The 13,465-nt window shown below is 57.5% G+C and carries 16 protein-coding genes and 2 pseudogenes; 8 read left to right on the plus strand and 10 right to left on the minus strand.

Features of this window, described 5'->3' with window-relative positions:
- Positions 1-139: 139 nt before the first annotated feature.
- The 6 genes from ACPYOI_RS00490 to ACPYOI_RS00515 form a co-directional block, all read right to left on the minus strand.
- Positions 140-733 carry a cysteine hydrolase family protein gene (locus tag ACPYOI_RS00490; protein WP_481422391.1) on the minus strand — a complete coding sequence of 198 codons (594 nt, stop codon included), beginning with the start codon at positions 731-733 and terminating at the stop codon, positions 140-142.
- An 855-nt stretch (positions 734-1,588) separates the two neighbouring features.
- Positions 1,589-1,945 carry a hypothetical protein gene (locus ACPYOI_RS00495; protein WP_481422392.1) on the minus strand — a complete coding sequence of 119 codons (357 nt, stop codon included), beginning with the start codon at positions 1,943-1,945 and terminating at the stop codon, positions 1,589-1,591.
- Positions 1,946-1,987: 42 nt separating this feature from the next.
- Positions 1,988-2,440: a hypothetical protein gene (locus tag ACPYOI_RS00500; RefSeq protein ID WP_481415551.1), complete on the minus strand. Its 453-nt coding sequence runs from the start codon at positions 2,438-2,440 to the stop codon at positions 1,988-1,990.
- 112 nt (positions 2,441-2,552) lie between these two features.
- Positions 2,553-2,807 carry a hypothetical protein gene (locus tag ACPYOI_RS00505; protein ID WP_481422393.1) on the minus strand — a complete coding sequence of 85 codons (255 nt, stop codon included), beginning with the start codon at positions 2,805-2,807 and terminating at the stop codon, positions 2,553-2,555.
- A 13-nt stretch (positions 2,808-2,820) separates the two neighbouring features.
- Entirely contained in the window at positions 2,821-3,156 is a 336-nt protein-coding gene (locus tag ACPYOI_RS00510) for a glycoside hydrolase family 19 protein (RefSeq protein WP_481422394.1), read from the minus strand.
- The gene (locus tag ACPYOI_RS00515; RefSeq protein WP_481422406.1) at positions 3,078-3,554 is read right to left on the minus strand and encodes a hypothetical protein; all 477 of its coding nucleotides are present in this window, start codon (positions 3,552-3,554) and stop codon (positions 3,078-3,080) included. Before ACPYOI_RS00515 ends, ACPYOI_RS00510 begins: the two co-directional genes overlap by 79 nt.
- Between ACPYOI_RS00515 and ACPYOI_RS00520 the strand changes: the two genes are divergently transcribed.
- The 3 genes from ACPYOI_RS00520 to ACPYOI_RS00530 all read left to right on the plus strand — a co-directional run bounded on the left by ACPYOI_RS00520 (position 3,508) and on the right by ACPYOI_RS00530 (position 6,048).
- Positions 3,508-3,681 carry a hypothetical protein gene (locus ACPYOI_RS00520; RefSeq protein WP_481415548.1) on the plus strand — a complete coding sequence of 58 codons (174 nt, stop codon included), beginning with the start codon at positions 3,508-3,510 and terminating at the stop codon, positions 3,679-3,681. The two genes, ACPYOI_RS00515 and ACPYOI_RS00520, sit on opposite strands and share 47 nt — an antisense overlap.
- A 477-nt stretch (positions 3,682-4,158) precedes the next feature.
- Positions 4,159-4,392, plus strand: coding sequence for a low affinity iron permease family protein (locus tag ACPYOI_RS00525; protein WP_481415547.1), 234 nt, complete (start codon positions 4,159-4,161; stop codon positions 4,390-4,392).
- Between the two features lie 348 nt (positions 4,393-4,740).
- A complete protein-coding gene (locus ACPYOI_RS00530; RefSeq protein WP_481415605.1) occupies positions 4,741-6,048 on the plus strand; it encodes a polysaccharide pyruvyl transferase family protein in 1,308 nt (435 codons plus the stop codon).
- A gap of 873 nt (positions 6,049-6,921) precedes the next feature.
- Here the strand turns inward: ACPYOI_RS00530 and ACPYOI_RS00535 are convergent.
- Both ACPYOI_RS00535 and ACPYOI_RS00540 read right to left on the minus strand, forming a co-directional pair.
- Positions 6,922-7,248 (minus strand): hypothetical protein, encoded by a 327-nt coding sequence (locus tag ACPYOI_RS00535; protein WP_481415546.1) that lies wholly within the window; start codon positions 7,246-7,248, stop codon positions 6,922-6,924.
- Between the two features lie 1,106 nt (positions 7,249-8,354).
- The gene (locus ACPYOI_RS00540; RefSeq protein WP_481415545.1) at positions 8,355-9,248 is read right to left on the minus strand and encodes an NAD(P)/FAD-dependent oxidoreductase; all 894 of its coding nucleotides are present in this window, start codon (positions 9,246-9,248) and stop codon (positions 8,355-8,357) included.
- A gap of 165 nt (positions 9,249-9,413) precedes the next feature.
- Between ACPYOI_RS00540 and ACPYOI_RS00545 the strand changes: the two genes are divergently transcribed.
- Positions 9,414-10,061: a TetR/AcrR family transcriptional regulator gene (locus tag ACPYOI_RS00545; RefSeq protein WP_481415544.1), complete on the plus strand. Its 648-nt coding sequence runs from the start codon at positions 9,414-9,416 to the stop codon at positions 10,059-10,061.
- A 96-nt stretch (positions 10,062-10,157) separates the two neighbouring features.
- On the opposite strand, the pseudogene ACPYOI_RS00550 reads toward ACPYOI_RS00545, so the two are convergent.
- Positions 10,158-10,378 (minus strand): annotated as a pseudogene (locus tag ACPYOI_RS00550) (transposase domain-containing protein); the annotation flags it as partial.
- A 306-nt stretch (positions 10,379-10,684) separates the two neighbouring features.
- On the opposite strand from ACPYOI_RS00550, the gene ACPYOI_RS00555 reads away from it, so the two are divergent.
- From ACPYOI_RS00555 to ACPYOI_RS00570, 4 genes and pseudogenes are all read left to right on the plus strand, one after another.
- Positions 10,685-10,864, plus strand: coding sequence for a hypothetical protein (locus tag ACPYOI_RS00555; protein ID WP_481415543.1), 180 nt, complete (start codon positions 10,685-10,687; stop codon positions 10,862-10,864).
- Positions 10,851-11,678: pseudogene (locus ACPYOI_RS00560) on the plus strand (recombinase family protein); the annotation flags it as partial. The gene ACPYOI_RS00555 and the pseudogene ACPYOI_RS00560, both read left to right, overlap by 14 nt.
- Positions 11,679-12,161: 483 nt before the next feature.
- The gene (locus ACPYOI_RS00565; protein ID WP_481422395.1) at positions 12,162-12,443 is read left to right on the plus strand and encodes a hypothetical protein; all 282 of its coding nucleotides are present in this window, start codon (positions 12,162-12,164) and stop codon (positions 12,441-12,443) included.
- Positions 12,444-12,562: 119 nt separating this feature from the next.
- On the plus strand, positions 12,563-12,736 hold the full coding sequence (locus ACPYOI_RS00570; protein WP_481415542.1) for a hypothetical protein: 174 nt from the start codon (positions 12,563-12,565) through the stop codon (positions 12,734-12,736).
- A 105-nt stretch (positions 12,737-12,841) separates the two neighbouring features.
- Here the strand turns inward: ACPYOI_RS00570 and ACPYOI_RS00575 are convergent, their stop codons facing one another.
- Positions 12,842-13,201, minus strand: coding sequence for a hypothetical protein (locus tag ACPYOI_RS00575; RefSeq protein ID WP_481415541.1), 360 nt, complete (start codon positions 13,199-13,201; stop codon positions 12,842-12,844).
- Positions 13,202-13,465 lie beyond the last annotated feature (264 nt).

Genomic DNA, 13,465 nt, shown 5'->3' on the forward strand with positions numbered 1-13,465 from the left:
CGGCAAGCTAAGCTAACCAACGGATTGACCGCTTGGGGCCCGCAGCATCATTCGGCGAAGTCACCTCCGCCGGGGACGCTAGCGCTGCGGCCCGATAGCAAGCCATTGGATTTCTTCGCTTATGTGGAGATGGTGATACTCAGCCGTGTGCTTGCCGCAGGACGTCATCCGCGGTCATCAGCTCGAGTTGAACGGAAAAGCGGTTTCGCAGCAGTTCCAGCGAGGCTTCATGCGTTTGGTCGTCGCCGCTGCAGAGGGCATCCTCGATGAGGATGATGCGGTACCCAAGGTCGACGGCCCCGAGCAACGTCGCCATGACGCAGACATCAGTTTCGCCGCCGGTAATCACCAACGTTTCGACTGCCTGACTTCGCAAAGCCTTATTGAGCCTGCCGTCGAGCCATGGGGAATAGATTTTCTTGTCGAATAAGGACGCCGGCGGCACCAGCCTTTGCAGTGCAGGGACAAGCTCCAGCATCTCCGCCGGCAGATGTTCGCCGGTCATCATCCACCATTTTTCATAGTAATTTCGCCATGCGCCGTTTGCCATGTCTTTCGTTTCCGGCGTCAGGAAGCGCGTGAAAATGGTGCGTTCGGGATGGCTCGAGGCGATCTCAAGCACCTGCGGCAGCACGCGATCCATCCACGCGACATGCCAAGGCGTGTCTTCCGCGAAGAGACGTTGCATGTCGACACAGATATGGCGCCAGTTTTCGAGCCTGCCTTTGTTCATAGAATCTCCTCTGACCTCTAATTCGGCACAAGGTCGTCGGGTTCCCTGAATCTTGGTGGGGATGGGGTGGCGCACGTCCGGATTGGCGAGGACCAGCGGTGGCTCAAGGGATCGCAAGCCAAGTGGGGGACGCCGGCTCGAGGAGATGACGAACTCTGCAGGCAACTGCAGCGAGATGACTGCCTTCTCGTCTGGACGGGGAAGTGGCGATCGGCCGCGTTCGTTCCTCCTTCCCGACTAGCCCGGTTTCGATCTCCAAACCGCCCGGCGCGTGGACAAGATAAATCAGCTCGGAGCCATTCAGAACGGCCTCAGCCGGATCTCTATCCATCGCTGCGATGAGGATGTTTGGTGTTGCGTTTCCATCGAGCATTTTCCGCTCCTCCCAAAAGGGCAAGAGCAGATTGTCTCCCAAGCGGTCCACACCCGTAGAAATTGAACCGACGGAGTACAATGGTCCCATGCGAGATTTGTTCCATCAGTCTCAGATGAATCGGCAACTGTGCGCTTCCGCTTAGGAACATTGTCGAACTCAGATTGTTGAGGCAGTGGACCGGTTGGTTGCGCAGTCCCTCACTTCCAGGTCCGCGCGGCAAGGGCTCGCTTCAGTCATGGCGAGCCCTTCGATCCTAATTCTAATTAATTATTGACGCGCAGGCTCCCCGGAGCTTTATTTTTATGCGCTGTAGCCCCCCAGCACAGCGCATGACGGCCACGGGTCCCCGATATCCCGAGGCCCGCCATAAGACCAAGGGCTTGCCGTCTCCGACCCTTTTGGACGAGCCCTTGGTCGTTTTAAGGCCGGACGCCACAAGGTCTTGTTCGCTCGCTCCTGAGCATCATCGAGCTTGCTGCTCAACACCTCGACGCAGGTCGCGACCTTATTGATGCTCTCGATCCGGTGTCGAGTTTCCCCGCAAGCGATTCCACCACGCGATCGACGCGCGCGTTTGCCGCCTCAATCCCCTTCTTGTTTTCCGCCGTCGCCTCAAGAGCTCTCGTCACCTGGAATGAAAGCGGTGGAATTTGCGACACCTGCTGGGTGTCGTCGAAAACCTTCTGTGTCCGCTCTTGAGCACTTCGGATATCGGCGATGTCGCGGTTAAGACTGACCCATACCCCGCCGATAATGAACGCGTTGACAAGAGCGGCGCCTATGATGGCGATGAAATGTGCCGGATAAATCTTCGGCTTCTCGACTTCGGTGTTCATGGTGTCTCCATTCATTCCTGCGCCCCCTGCCCTTCAATGCCCTCAATTTCTATTATCAGCGCCCCGCCGCATCCACGGCGTCAACGCATGCGTTGCGACCGACCTCGGCAGCGTTCGAGCGGTGCGATCAGAGGACTCCTCCTGCGTCATATCTCGGTCAGGTTTCGGCGATAGCGCCGGCGTCGGCCGTCGGCATGCAGGAGGAAGGGTCACTGTCACAACCTTGGTTATGACGATCGGTTCTGGGCGCAAGCGGACACGATCAGCGGTAAGGCTGACATCGCCGCCATGAGGTAAGGTCGCATTTCGTTTCCTCAGTTCTTCGAGTTGCTGTGATGCCGCATTGATGCGCTCGGACACCTCTACCTCGATCTGCAGATCGTGCTCGGCCTGGTCGGCGATCTTCTTATTGGCTTCGGCGTTTGCCTTCTCGATCTTTGCGGTCCATTGAGCATCGGCTAGCTCAGTGGCGTTTGCTGCCGCCTGGTCGCCCATGGAATTGATCTCCCGAACGGCGAGATATGCAACGCCAGCCGCCAAGAGAAACAGAAGGCCGGGGGCGAGAGCGGCGGCAAGGGGTCGATAGGCCGAAGATCATGGCTTCACCTCAATGGTTGTGTCGGTATCGCCCTGCTCTATCGCCTGCTGGCACGACCACCTTGCGGGCTGAGTTCGTCTCCCACACGGCGCCGAACACATAGCTGCCGATGATGCCGCCGAAGAGCAGGATCAGATTCATGGCGATCGCTGAGTGCGAGACAGCCAGGTATGTGACGATCGCAATCCGAAGCAGCGACAGGATGATGATCCGCCGGCGAACGGCCCGATCCGGCGAGGCCTTGTGAGCCATGAAGAACTTCATGCGTTGACACCCTTCAGGGCTTCATCGAAGCGCTTGGCGTAGCTTGCGATGTCCTCAACCCGATCAATGCCGTTGATGATCCGACGGGCGTTGATCCAGTTGGTCGTGTCGGCATCGAAGTAGTTTGAGAGCTTGCGGCCGGTAAACTGCCCCGGGTCATGCCGGTGAACATGATCTTCACGGCGACATCGTCGTGCATGGCGAGGTCCGGCTCCGCGACGAGATCGACGCCGACGATCGGGCTCATGCGCTCATAGTTAGCCTTCTGGGTCAGCTGTACGAGCCCACGGCCGAGCCAGGTCTTCTCTTGTATGTCATTGCGCCAATAAGGAGATTTGACCCACGGCATCCGGCCCCGCTTCCATGAGCTTTCGAGAGGGCGATCGCCTGGTCAACGGTCGGGTTTTCATCCTCGTTCGGCAGCCGCGTCTCAATTACCGGCAGCATGGTCTGGGCGGTCTCATGGAAAGCCGTCGCCAGCATGTAGGCCAGCCTGCGCGGGTCGATCTCAGCCTTGCCAGCTTCGTCGAGGATCGCCTCGATACCGCTGACCTGAAAACTGCGACAGCGCCCCTTTAAACAAAGAGGCGCGCACGGTCGCGAGGAATTTCGCACGAACCATAGAATGCTCAGAGTTGTCGAAAGGTTCAAGCAAGCTACCGGCGCGACAAAGCGAGCTGCTTGCAATACGTGAGTTAGCGTGAGCACAAAGCCGGAAGTCGATTCCCGCTTGTGCCCGATGATCATGAGGATCTTCGATATGGTCTATGACTGGGCTGGTGTGCGTACCCGGCGTGTCCGCAGAATTAAATTGGCGGCAGCCTCAATCATGGCACTGATGATCCTCGCCGCGCCGGTTCTTGCCTTGACCTAAGTCTCGGATCGAACGGCCGTGGCGCATATCAATCTCCGGGTACCCGTAGACGTTCATTGAGACGGCCGAATACGCGCGAGCCTCAAGTTGCCGCGCCGTACTGTCGCCCGCGACTAAGACCCTTGAAAAATCGGGTAGTTCCAGAGAGGTGTGCCTCTGCTAAGGACGCCGCGCGGCGATTAGTTGCAGTTGCCGCAAAGCGAGACTCGGCAGGACCCCAGATCCTATGCCGGGTCTCCACCCTCGCAGCGAAGCGCCGCGTGGAAGTTTGTGCGTGCATTGTAGGGTGTTCTTGAAAGTGAAGCCCGCCTCAGCGAGTGGCCTTTGGGGTATCAGGTGGAACTAGGATGCGCGAGGCGGGTTGCGGCTCCAGCAATGGATGGAGAACCCGATGCAGTGGCAATCCTTTTTGACACACCTAGGTACTTGGACTGCTCGTGCATCGGCTTTCGTGATCGTATTCCTTTATGCCATCGGATGGCTCGTCTTCAGCCCGAAGACATTGATTGGCATGGCGCTGCCACGCTTGCCACATGGTTGATGACGTTGTTCATCCAGCGCGCCGAGCACCGAGACACCCAAGCCATTCACGCCAAACTAGACGAACTGCTTCATACGCAGGGCGAGGCGAGGAACGAGATTACGCGTATGGATGAGAAGGAGCCGGAAGAGATCGAGGGCTTCCGGCAGGTCCAAAAGACAGAGGAGTAACAGAGGACCATGGGGCGGCGGCGAGGTCTAAAAACCATCAGCCCGGGACCCTACGCAGGGTCTCCGCCTCCGCGGGGCCGCGAAGCGCCGCGTAAAAGTTTGAGCGGTTCATTGTTGTTCCTTGGCGGAGAAGGCGCAGGGAGCGGTGGCTAGTGTACCGAGTACATGCCTACGGATTATCTTCATCGGCCGGAGCGAATTCAGCAGGCGCTGGCAAATTATAGTGATTATCGTTGAGTACTCAGCGTTGTCGGTTATCTCCGACCAAGTATCAAGAAGCGCTTGATCTATAAACCTGACTATGCACATTTAGATTTATTCGATGTGTTTAGAAGGTTCTCGGCCGCCATGCTAAGCGCTATCTCTTCAGCCATTCATTGGCGCCTGGGCAAGGCCAACAAAGGCAAAGACAAGCAAAAGTTCGCAAATCACATCTTTGAGGCCGTTAAGGACAAGCCGCATCAGGACGCCAAACTTCGTCGAGGTGTCGGGTTGCTTGTCGATGAGAAAATGTATGGCCACGCGCTCGAGCTCTGTGACAGAAAACTTGCCGGCGATACTTCGGGCTTCTGGACCCATTACCGGACATTCGTCGAGGAATTGGCGCGGGCGAAAAGTTCAAACGGCAATTTCAAGCTGGCGTTATTCAATGACACGGACTTCCGGGTCAACATAGGATGTCGGCTAACGAGCCAAGGGTTAAAAAATAAGATCCGCAAGATCTTCCCTGAAGCCGCGATCACGTCACTTGGGTTTCGGTTTTCAGCCTTTCGAGAAGATTTCGCGATAAGCATCGCCGTGAAAAATCCAGATCAAGATGAACTCAAGAACCGTCTGCGGGTTGGCTATGGCGACAACGCCCTCGGTACCATCATGGAGTCCAGTTTCGTGGTCCTCCAACCGGAAGGTTCTCTTGATCCCAAGACGACAATGGAGGGCCTTGCAACCTTTTTCACGCCCGTGCTCCTTGCACAGCAAATAGGGAAACCCTATGCCGTCTTGAACGGTACCATCCCAATCTACTCAGACGAGCGGGACGTCTATCTTCGCATGCTGTTCGAAACGCTGAAGTTCGTTGCGGCACGCGATGAAATATCGGCAAGTCATCACAATGTAAGATTTCTGCCGGATGCCGCCTTTCTACGCATCCCTCCGCCCCAAGCCTCGGAGCGAGATGGTTGTCTGATAACCACTGGCGCTCGCAACGATCCGGCGGATGACATCACGATATTCAAAGCCGCAATTGACGCATGTGACACGCTTTCCCTGCGCCCCATAGTGCTCACCCACGCCGTTGATCGCCTCGCCGAATTCGAGCGGGACATAGTGGCACGGGGCGGTATCTTCGCTGAAACCGCCAGTATCGAGAAGGCTGCTGAGACATTGTCCCGATGCGGTCTGCACATCGGCGGCCGTTTCCACATGGCGATATTTAGCATTTTGTGCCATGTGCCAACGCTACTGTTCGACGTGAAGACACATAAAAACCAGTGGTTAGCACAATACTCGCCGCTCGTCCGCCTGGTGAAACCCGGGTCGGATTTAAACGTCGAAGCTCGCACCTTTCTTGACGAAGCGCCCGACCAGTCGTCGCCAAGGGTTGCCGGCTACGAGGAATTCTTGGCCGCCGCTTACAGCGCCAAAGCTCTGCGGTAGCGAAAAACTTCTTAGCCCATCTAATCCACATCGCATCAACCTATTCGTTTCCATGTTCGTTCTCCGGTTGAATGAGTTTTTGCTTGGAACAAACCGCCCGAGATTGCGTTCGATTGCCGATGAGCACCAACAGATACAACTTGACGCGAAATTTGCTGACCGGCTGGGACGTCGTCGACTCTCACACCAGTCTGCTTGCGGAGATGCCACCCGGAACGCCACTCAAGGGGCTCCGGAGGGCTGAGGCAGAAGAACTCTGCCACTTGCTGAACATCAACCTGAATCAAGCCATTAGCGAGCCTGAGGGTAATTCACCAGGTCGAGCCTCAGCAGACGAGAATTAGGCCGGGTTCGAAGCCCCGGCCGGTATTCAGACCGGTCAGCCAAGCAGCAGACCGATGTGGTCCTTCTTGATCGCTGGGCAGCCCCAGGCCGCTGCGATCTCTTACTGGATCTGGCGATACTGCTCGTAAGGCGAGACCTCGAGGAAAGACCGGAGAGCGGATCGGTGATGATGATGCGGTCGGCCGCCATATCGCCCTTTGCAGGGAGAGCCGGCGCTCGGGTGGCGAGAGCAATAGCCGAGCGCGGGAAGAACATGTTGCGAGCGGAGTTGCCGACAACCGTAATCGCCGTTGCAGAGGCTGGGATAGCCTGACGAAGGCCCGGATCCTGCACATGATCGTACCAGCGTTCAATACGTCGGAGTCACCAGAGGCCACCACATACTGGTTGGTATCTCCTGCGAAGGTGATGACGTCACCAGCAAGGATCGTGCCGTGCCCGCAGACGCTAGCGTGATCACAGTCGTGCCGACGGCATAGCTCGCAGTGTTCGTCGTTGCCGATGCACCAGTGCCCTTGGTGAAGTCCTTCACACCAGGGAGTTGCGAAGTGCGAAGTTCTGCAGGCGATCGGTGATGCCGTTGCGGAGCATGTCTTCGCGGCCGGCTTCGTTGACCTTGAAGAGAACCGACCGCTTACCGCAGAGGTTCTGCATCGCGCCGGAACCAAGCACAATCTGGAAGTCCAGTCCCTGGGCGCCGTCGTCGTAGAGGATGCGCAGCGCGCCAGCGGTATCGCTGAGATCGTAGGCGGTACCAAAAGGCGCCGCTCCGGCCGTACCGACAGCGCGAGATGCATTCACATGTAGCGCGCCAAGATCGGCTTCGATTTCGTTCACCAGCGTGCGGATGGGCAAACTGGTCGCGAGGGATGATGTTGTAGTTGGCGCCGTTGTTGTCGAGAGCGCGCTTTTCTTCGCCGTTCCAGCGGATCGGTACGCGGCGTGCCTTGGTGATGGTCATCTGGACGTTCCGATGGTCTGGTTACCATCGTTCGGCGAAAATGACGTCGAACGTATTGTAAAGCGTGGGCGTAAGACCGGTGAGCGTATTAGCCATTGAGCTTGCCCTTTCTAGGAGTTGATGGCGATGTCATTGGGGTGGGTTGGGCTATCCAGCCCGGAACACCGCCATCCATCCGGATCGCGGCAGAGACTGCGGGTTATTCGGTGACCGTGAAGCCTTCGCGGATCGTGGGTCGTGACCGGGCTCGTGCGGCCGCCGGACAACCCTATAAGCTGGAATACTTCAGGCGAAAGCACCGTCTCACCACCGAGCAGGCGAGAGAGATCATTAAGCAGGCGGGCAACAGTCGCGAGAAAGCGAATGAGCTTGCCGCGAAGGCACTTAAAAAGTAGCGGTTCCTACTTACAATCAGCTAGCGAAGCCATCTTGCCTCCGGGAAGCACTTGCGCCAACCTCCAATGCAACCTGGGGAGTGAATGAATTGGTACATCGACACTTGCCCGATATCCGATGAACCAGCCCAGGAGGAGCTATCGGGGATAGAAGACATTGCCGAGTACATCTGCCCTCCTGCGGCCGATTTCGGATCACGAGAACCGCCTTGGCGATGATCCTCCACCGAACCCAGAAGCCAAAGAGTTCGCACTTACACAAGCGAAGATGAGGGTAGAGGCAGGCGAGATCCCGACGATCGATAGCTCTCTGCTTTAGTCCGGTTGACCCACTTTACGCCGTGAAGGGTGGCTTATCCCGGAGAACAAAGGTAAGCGGTGTTCTCTTCGCACGTTGACCAAGCGCGGTGGGAGGTAACGATACCAACCCGCTGGGAGGTGATGGCAACCAAGCGCCAAAAGCGGTCATACCGGGGCGGTCCGCGAAGGAAGCACGAACCGCAGCCGAGGCGCGGGCGCGTATCTAATGGGGCTGATCAGCGAGCGCGCTGGCCACGCCGCCTAGCGTCGCAAGATCGATTGCCTCCGGGTCGGAATCTGTGCTCTTAAATGAGCATCGACTGCTGAGCGAAGATACCCGCCATCGCGCCTTGCCATATCGCCGTAGTGACCGAGGGGATGCCAGGGTTGGAAAGGTCACCGGCGGCGTAGATGCCAGGCATGCTGGTTTCACGGCGCTCGTCGGTTTTGAGGGCGATGCCGGTTGGCGTATTGACCGTGGCCAGGCCCAGTGCGTCATGAAGGGTTGCGGACGGCTTATTGCGCGGATGGGCGAACAGGATATCGACCGCGACATTGGGCCCAGTATCCATCTTGATGATTGCCCCATGGCTCCCCTGGCGTGCAATTTCGATGATCCGACCATCAACGAGAGGTACTTGGCGGTCCGCTAGATCGGTCCTTATGTCGAGGGTGATGTCGTGACCATTGCCGAAGACGGTCAACCTGTCAGTCCAATCTTTAAACAGCCTGACCTGATTCATCGACTGCGGGCCAGACCAGACAAGGCCCCAATGCTGGTCAGCTACTTCGAAGCCGTCGCAGTAGGGGCATGGAATGACGGATGTGCCCCAGTTCTCGGCAAAACCCGGAACATCAGGCATCTGATCGACAACGCCATAGCTCAGTATGAGGCGGCGCGCGCTAAGTGTTTCACCATCGCCAGTAAGAACAGAGAAATTGTCGATTGTACCGGAGATGCCGTCCGCGCGGGCATTGACCATCCTTATAGCAGGGTAGCGCGCGAGTTGCTGCCGCGCCACAGCCAGGATGTCGGCCGGTGGCTTGTCGTCGTGGCCGAGCACACCGTGCGAGCGGCCAGCGAAGCGGTTGCGCTGAAGGCCGGTATCGAGAACGATGACATTGCGGCGGGCACGACCAAGCTGCAGAGCGGCGGCGAGGCCAGCAAACCTGCCGCCGATGATGATCACGTGATTCATTGTGGTGGGCTCCGAGTTGCGGATAGAGGGGGCTGGATTGGATTTTGTGGTGGCCTCAGCCGGAGGGACGCCAATGGCCGACATTGCGGCCAGCTTCTTGCACGTTTCGGATACTGAATGGTATCGTAAATTCGAATAACGATACTGTCAAGGATCGCAATTGTCATGAGTGAAGATGTCCAGAACCGACGGGGCAGGCCCACCAACGAGGCGCTCGGTCAAACGATAGTAGATGCCGCGTGCGAACTGTTTGAGGAACTGGGATTTCATGGGGCGACGTTGGATCAGGTCGCTCAGCGCGCGAAGATATCCAAGCTGAGCATCTACAAGCATTTCGAGAACAAGGAGGCGTTATTTGGTGCGGCCTTTGCGGCCCGCTGCCAGCAATTGGTGCCGCAGAAGCTTTTTGATGGCGTCGATGGTTCAGCCGAAGATCAGCTCATGGCGGCGGGATCGTCACTGCTTCGCACGCTTCTGCGCCCGGAGGTCCGCAATGTCGAAGCCATGGTCATGGCCGACACGCCAAACCAGAAGTCGTTGAGCAAGGTCCATTACGAAGCAGGCCCCGCCCATATCATTGCGCAAATCGAGAGCTTGTTGCGTCAGTTGCATGCAAAGTCGCTTCTGAACGTGCCCGATCCTCTCCGGTCCGCCCGCTTGTTTGCCGCGCTTTTCAAGGGCTCCGATCTCCTGATTATCGCACGCTTCGACGACGCCAGAGCAGAGGACGACAACGAGATCGAATCCTATTGCCGGTCGGCGGTCGCCATGTTCATCGCTGCGCACGGTGGCAGTGAACAAGCGGTCGGATAGCCTGGAAGAGACCATGGAGGGGCCGCTCGCTTGAGATTTGGCCATGTGCATTGACCCCGCGTAACATCGTTTTTCGCTTTGAGCCGACCGCAGACTTTAGCTGTTTGTCCGCCGTGAACAGCTCCACGGCATCAGCACATCGATCTGACTCTGCTTATGGCCGCTGACGATGCGGTGAGCGTAGCAGTCAGATAGGCAAACGGATCAACCGAATTGAGCTTGCAGGTCTCTATAAGCGAGGCCATAGTCGCCCAGTTCTCCGCTCCAGCTTCATGGCCGGTAAAGAGAGCGTTCTTCCGATTGAGGGCAATGCCCCGTTCATTCTGCCCATGTCGGGGATGACGTTGAGGTCTATTACCGCTGGCATCCGTATTTCGGCCAGAGAGTTTCTATTTGCCGTGTCGAAGAACGAGCGACAGGCCGGTTTCTAAAGGTTTTGGTGCCGACAGGTGTCGTCATCGCGATCTCAGGGTGGATGATTGATCCTGTGGTGTGCGGCGGCATGACCATGGGAACGCCACGCGTCGATCTTGCGGCGCTAGTCGAATTGAACAGGCTGGTCTCTGGCGGCACCATAGCGGCACTCTTCCGAAGTGGACGTAGAATCACTCAGGAGGACCATGATGAGATCCCGCGATACGCTGGTGCCGGCGTCGGGCCGGCAGCTCGACCTGATATTCAATACCCGGATGCTCGACGGACTGAGCGACAAGGATCGCAAGAAGGCGATTTCAACGCTGGCTTGCCTGCTGATGCAGGCCGCAGGCCTCGTCGTCGAGGAGCTCAACGATGAGCAACACTGATTTGATTCCGACAGCGCTGCTCGCGCGCAAAGCCATCGTCTACGTACGGCAGTCCTCGCAATCGCAGGTCATGACAAATCTGGAAAGCCAGCGACGGCAGTATGATCTTGTTGACGTTGCGCGACACCACGGCTTCAGTGACATCGAGACCATCGACGACGACCTCGGGCGCTCTGCCAGCGGAACTGTCGCGCGCCCTGGTTTCGACCGTCTTGTCGCCCTTTTATGCGCTGGCCAAGTTGGTGCCGTCTTATGCTTCGATGCTTCACGGCTTGCGCGCAACGGTCGGGACTGGCATCACCTGCTCGAACTATGCGGCCTGGTCGAAGCCCGCGTCATTGACCATGACGGCGTCTACAATCCATGTCGGCCCAATGATTGTCTGCTGCTCGGGATGAAGGGTAGTATCAGCGAGTTCGAACTAGGCGTGCTGAGAGCTCGCATGCTCGATGCCGCCAGATCGAAGGCGCGGCGTGGCGAATTGCGCCTTTCCGTTCCGTTCGGCTACATATGGCATCGGGAGGCGGGGCTTGGGCTGGACCCCGATCTGCGTCTGCAAGAGGTGATCCGATCCATATTCGCCCGCTTCCACGAGCTTGGAAGTGCGCGTCAGGTGCTTCTGTCGATGACGAAAGATCAGATTCACTTCCCGCGGCCGTCGGATGAAGGGCGCATGACCAACTTCGTATGGAAGCCAGTCCGTTATCGCAATGTGATCGGCATCCTCAAAAACTCTTTCTACGCCGGCGTCTATGTCTATGGGAAGAGCGAGAAGCGGACTGCCATCATCAATGGACGCGCGCGGCGCAGTTATGCGATCACAGATCAGGGCGACGAGGACAACGTGGGAGCGGAACACCGGTTACGAACAAAGTCCAATGCGGTACGTTCCCCGTGCCTAAAACCTTGGAGGACTGGACGGACGAAGACCCTATGGCCGCAATCAATGCACAGGCTGATCTGGCCCAGCAGGCAAGGCCGAATATGACGGACTTGCATGCGTTGGCTATGACCTTGCACCAAGACCTTGACGAGCGGTCACTCAAAGAGATCGAAGCGAAATCGGGATGTCTGGCGCCACCGCGGTTTATATTGGTGGGAGTGAGCAAAATCATTTGTACTGGTCGTGGAGCCTTCGCACTTCGCGATAGGAATTTCTACCGGCTTGCTGCCTCGAACCAAATCTACTGAAGTGCGTTCTTCAAGAAAGCAACTGGAGGTGGGTCAAGGATGTCGCGGTACCGCGAGATCGGGCTCAATCGTACGTCCCTGGCCCAGTAGCAGAGAGGATGGGAGCATGCCTCCGTTCATCCTGACTTTCGAGCTCGTCAAGAAGGAGAGCGCACCCCTTTATCGGCCGCTTGTTCGTGACCTCATGCGCCGCGGAGCGCACAAATATCAGCTGTCATGTTGGCTCGTTAACCTGGCCAACACGGCTGCCGAAGTTCACGATTACTATCAGCGGTTCCTTCAAGAGGACGATAGGCTGATGGTGTCCGAGTTGACTCACAACCACAAGCACGATCGATACCACAAAGACACGAGCAACTGGATCGAAGCAAATCCGCCGTTCCGATAACTCTAACAAATTCTCAAAGCCTCTGTCGAAACCGAGAAACTTGGCTTTGGCGAGGGCTTGAGCGAACTTCTCATGCCATGCGTTTTTCAGATGGCATGGCTTAACCTTGGGAGCGTCTCATGAAAGACGACGAGATCGAGCGCCTGGCGAAGCTATTGTGGGAACAAGAAAATCCATCGAAGCCGTGGCTCACTCCAACGTCGCGGAGCGTGCTCGGGCAGGATGTAGTGACCGGTGCCTCCGAAGAGGATCGAGAGCGCTACAGAAACAGAGTCCGAAACGGCGAAAGATGAACTTTCGCCGTGGCGAATAGCCGAAGTCCAACATACGTCGGAGTACCCGCTCCTTTCAGAAGCGTCAGTTTGGCCACCATGCCGGGAGAGCGGCCGCCGCGAATGTCAGCGCCACCAGGGCGAGCTAGACGATCCATGCAGCAGCGTTGCGGACAGGAGGAGGTAGGCGAGCCAGACGGCCTTGCAGGCGATGTGTGAGGCTTGATCCTGAGCGAACGTCGTCCCGCCCCGCCCCGCTGCCTCGTCGATGATCGTGTGAGCCAGCCATTCCGCTAACCCGAGCCACACATTGCCGGTGACCAGCCCTACGCCGGCGTCTTGAATGCCGGAATGTGCGATCAGGTGATAAACGCGCAGCGGACCCGATTGTTTAACCCTGGAGAGGAAAGTCGCTCTGCAGCGGGTAGTCGAGCAGCCAATGAACGGCCAGCAGCATGACGCTAGCCAGAGGATGGTTTCGATCATCTCGCTCTCCGAATGAAAAACCGCTTACGGGGCGGGCTGTGGGCGGCCACCTAAGGGCCCTTGTTCTCTTTTTCCGTATTCATCCGAAGGCAAACCTCGCGTGCAGGAGGGATGACATGAGGTTTGTGCAATTGACCCTGATTGGACAGGCTGCGGTGCCTGTTTTCATAAACCCGGATTAGGTGGTGTCCCTAGTGGCGCTCCCTGATCGTACATCAATAGTCACGACCGCCACCGGTAATCATGGCGCGGCCATTGTGTACG

The organism is Rhizobium sp. SVR5-2C (genome assembly GCF_056755115.1).

Bases quoted from the DNA above. Each gene is read 5' to 3' on its own strand.
- ACPYOI_RS00490 (WP_481422391.1), bottom strand. From the start codon at position 733: ATGAACAAAGGCAGGCTCGAAAACTGGCGCCATATCTGTGTCGACATG.
- ACPYOI_RS00495 (WP_481422392.1), bottom strand. From the start codon at position 1,945: ATGAACACCGAAGTCGAGAAGCCGAAGATTTATCCGGCACATTTCATC.
- ACPYOI_RS00500 (WP_481415551.1), bottom strand. From the start codon at position 2,440: ATGGGCGACCAGGCGGCAGCAAACGCCACTGAGCTAGCCGATGCTCAA.
- ACPYOI_RS00505 (WP_481422393.1), bottom strand. From the start codon at position 2,807: ATGAAGTTCTTCATGGCTCACAAGGCCTCGCCGGATCGGGCCGTTCGC.
- ACPYOI_RS00510 (WP_481422394.1), bottom strand. From the start codon at position 3,156: ATGCCGTGGGTCAAATCTCCTTATTGGCGCAATGACATACAAGAGAAG.
- ACPYOI_RS00515 (WP_481422406.1), bottom strand. From the start codon at position 3,554: ATGATCATCGGGCACAAGCGGGAATCGACTTCCGGCTTTGTGCTCACG.
- ACPYOI_RS00525 (WP_481415547.1), top strand. From the start codon at position 4,159: ATGGCTCGTCTTCAGCCCGAAGACATTGATTGGCATGGCGCTGCCACG.
- ACPYOI_RS00530 (WP_481415605.1), top strand. From the start codon at position 4,741: ATGCTAAGCGCTATCTCTTCAGCCATTCATTGGCGCCTGGGCAAGGCC.
- ACPYOI_RS00540 (WP_481415545.1), bottom strand. From the start codon at position 9,248: ATGAATCACGTGATCATCATCGGCGGCAGGTTTGCTGGCCTCGCCGCC.
- ACPYOI_RS00545 (WP_481415544.1), top strand. From the start codon at position 9,414: ATGAGTGAAGATGTCCAGAACCGACGGGGCAGGCCCACCAACGAGGCG.
- ACPYOI_RS00555 (WP_481415543.1), top strand. From the start codon at position 10,685: ATGAGATCCCGCGATACGCTGGTGCCGGCGTCGGGCCGGCAGCTCGAC.
- ACPYOI_RS00565 (WP_481422395.1), top strand. From the start codon at position 12,162: ATGCCTCCGTTCATCCTGACTTTCGAGCTCGTCAAGAAGGAGAGCGCA.
- ACPYOI_RS00570 (WP_481415542.1), top strand. From the start codon at position 12,563: ATGAAAGACGACGAGATCGAGCGCCTGGCGAAGCTATTGTGGGAACAA.
- ACPYOI_RS00575 (WP_481415541.1), bottom strand. From the start codon at position 13,201: ATGATCGAAACCATCCTCTGGCTAGCGTCATGCTGCTGGCCGTTCATT.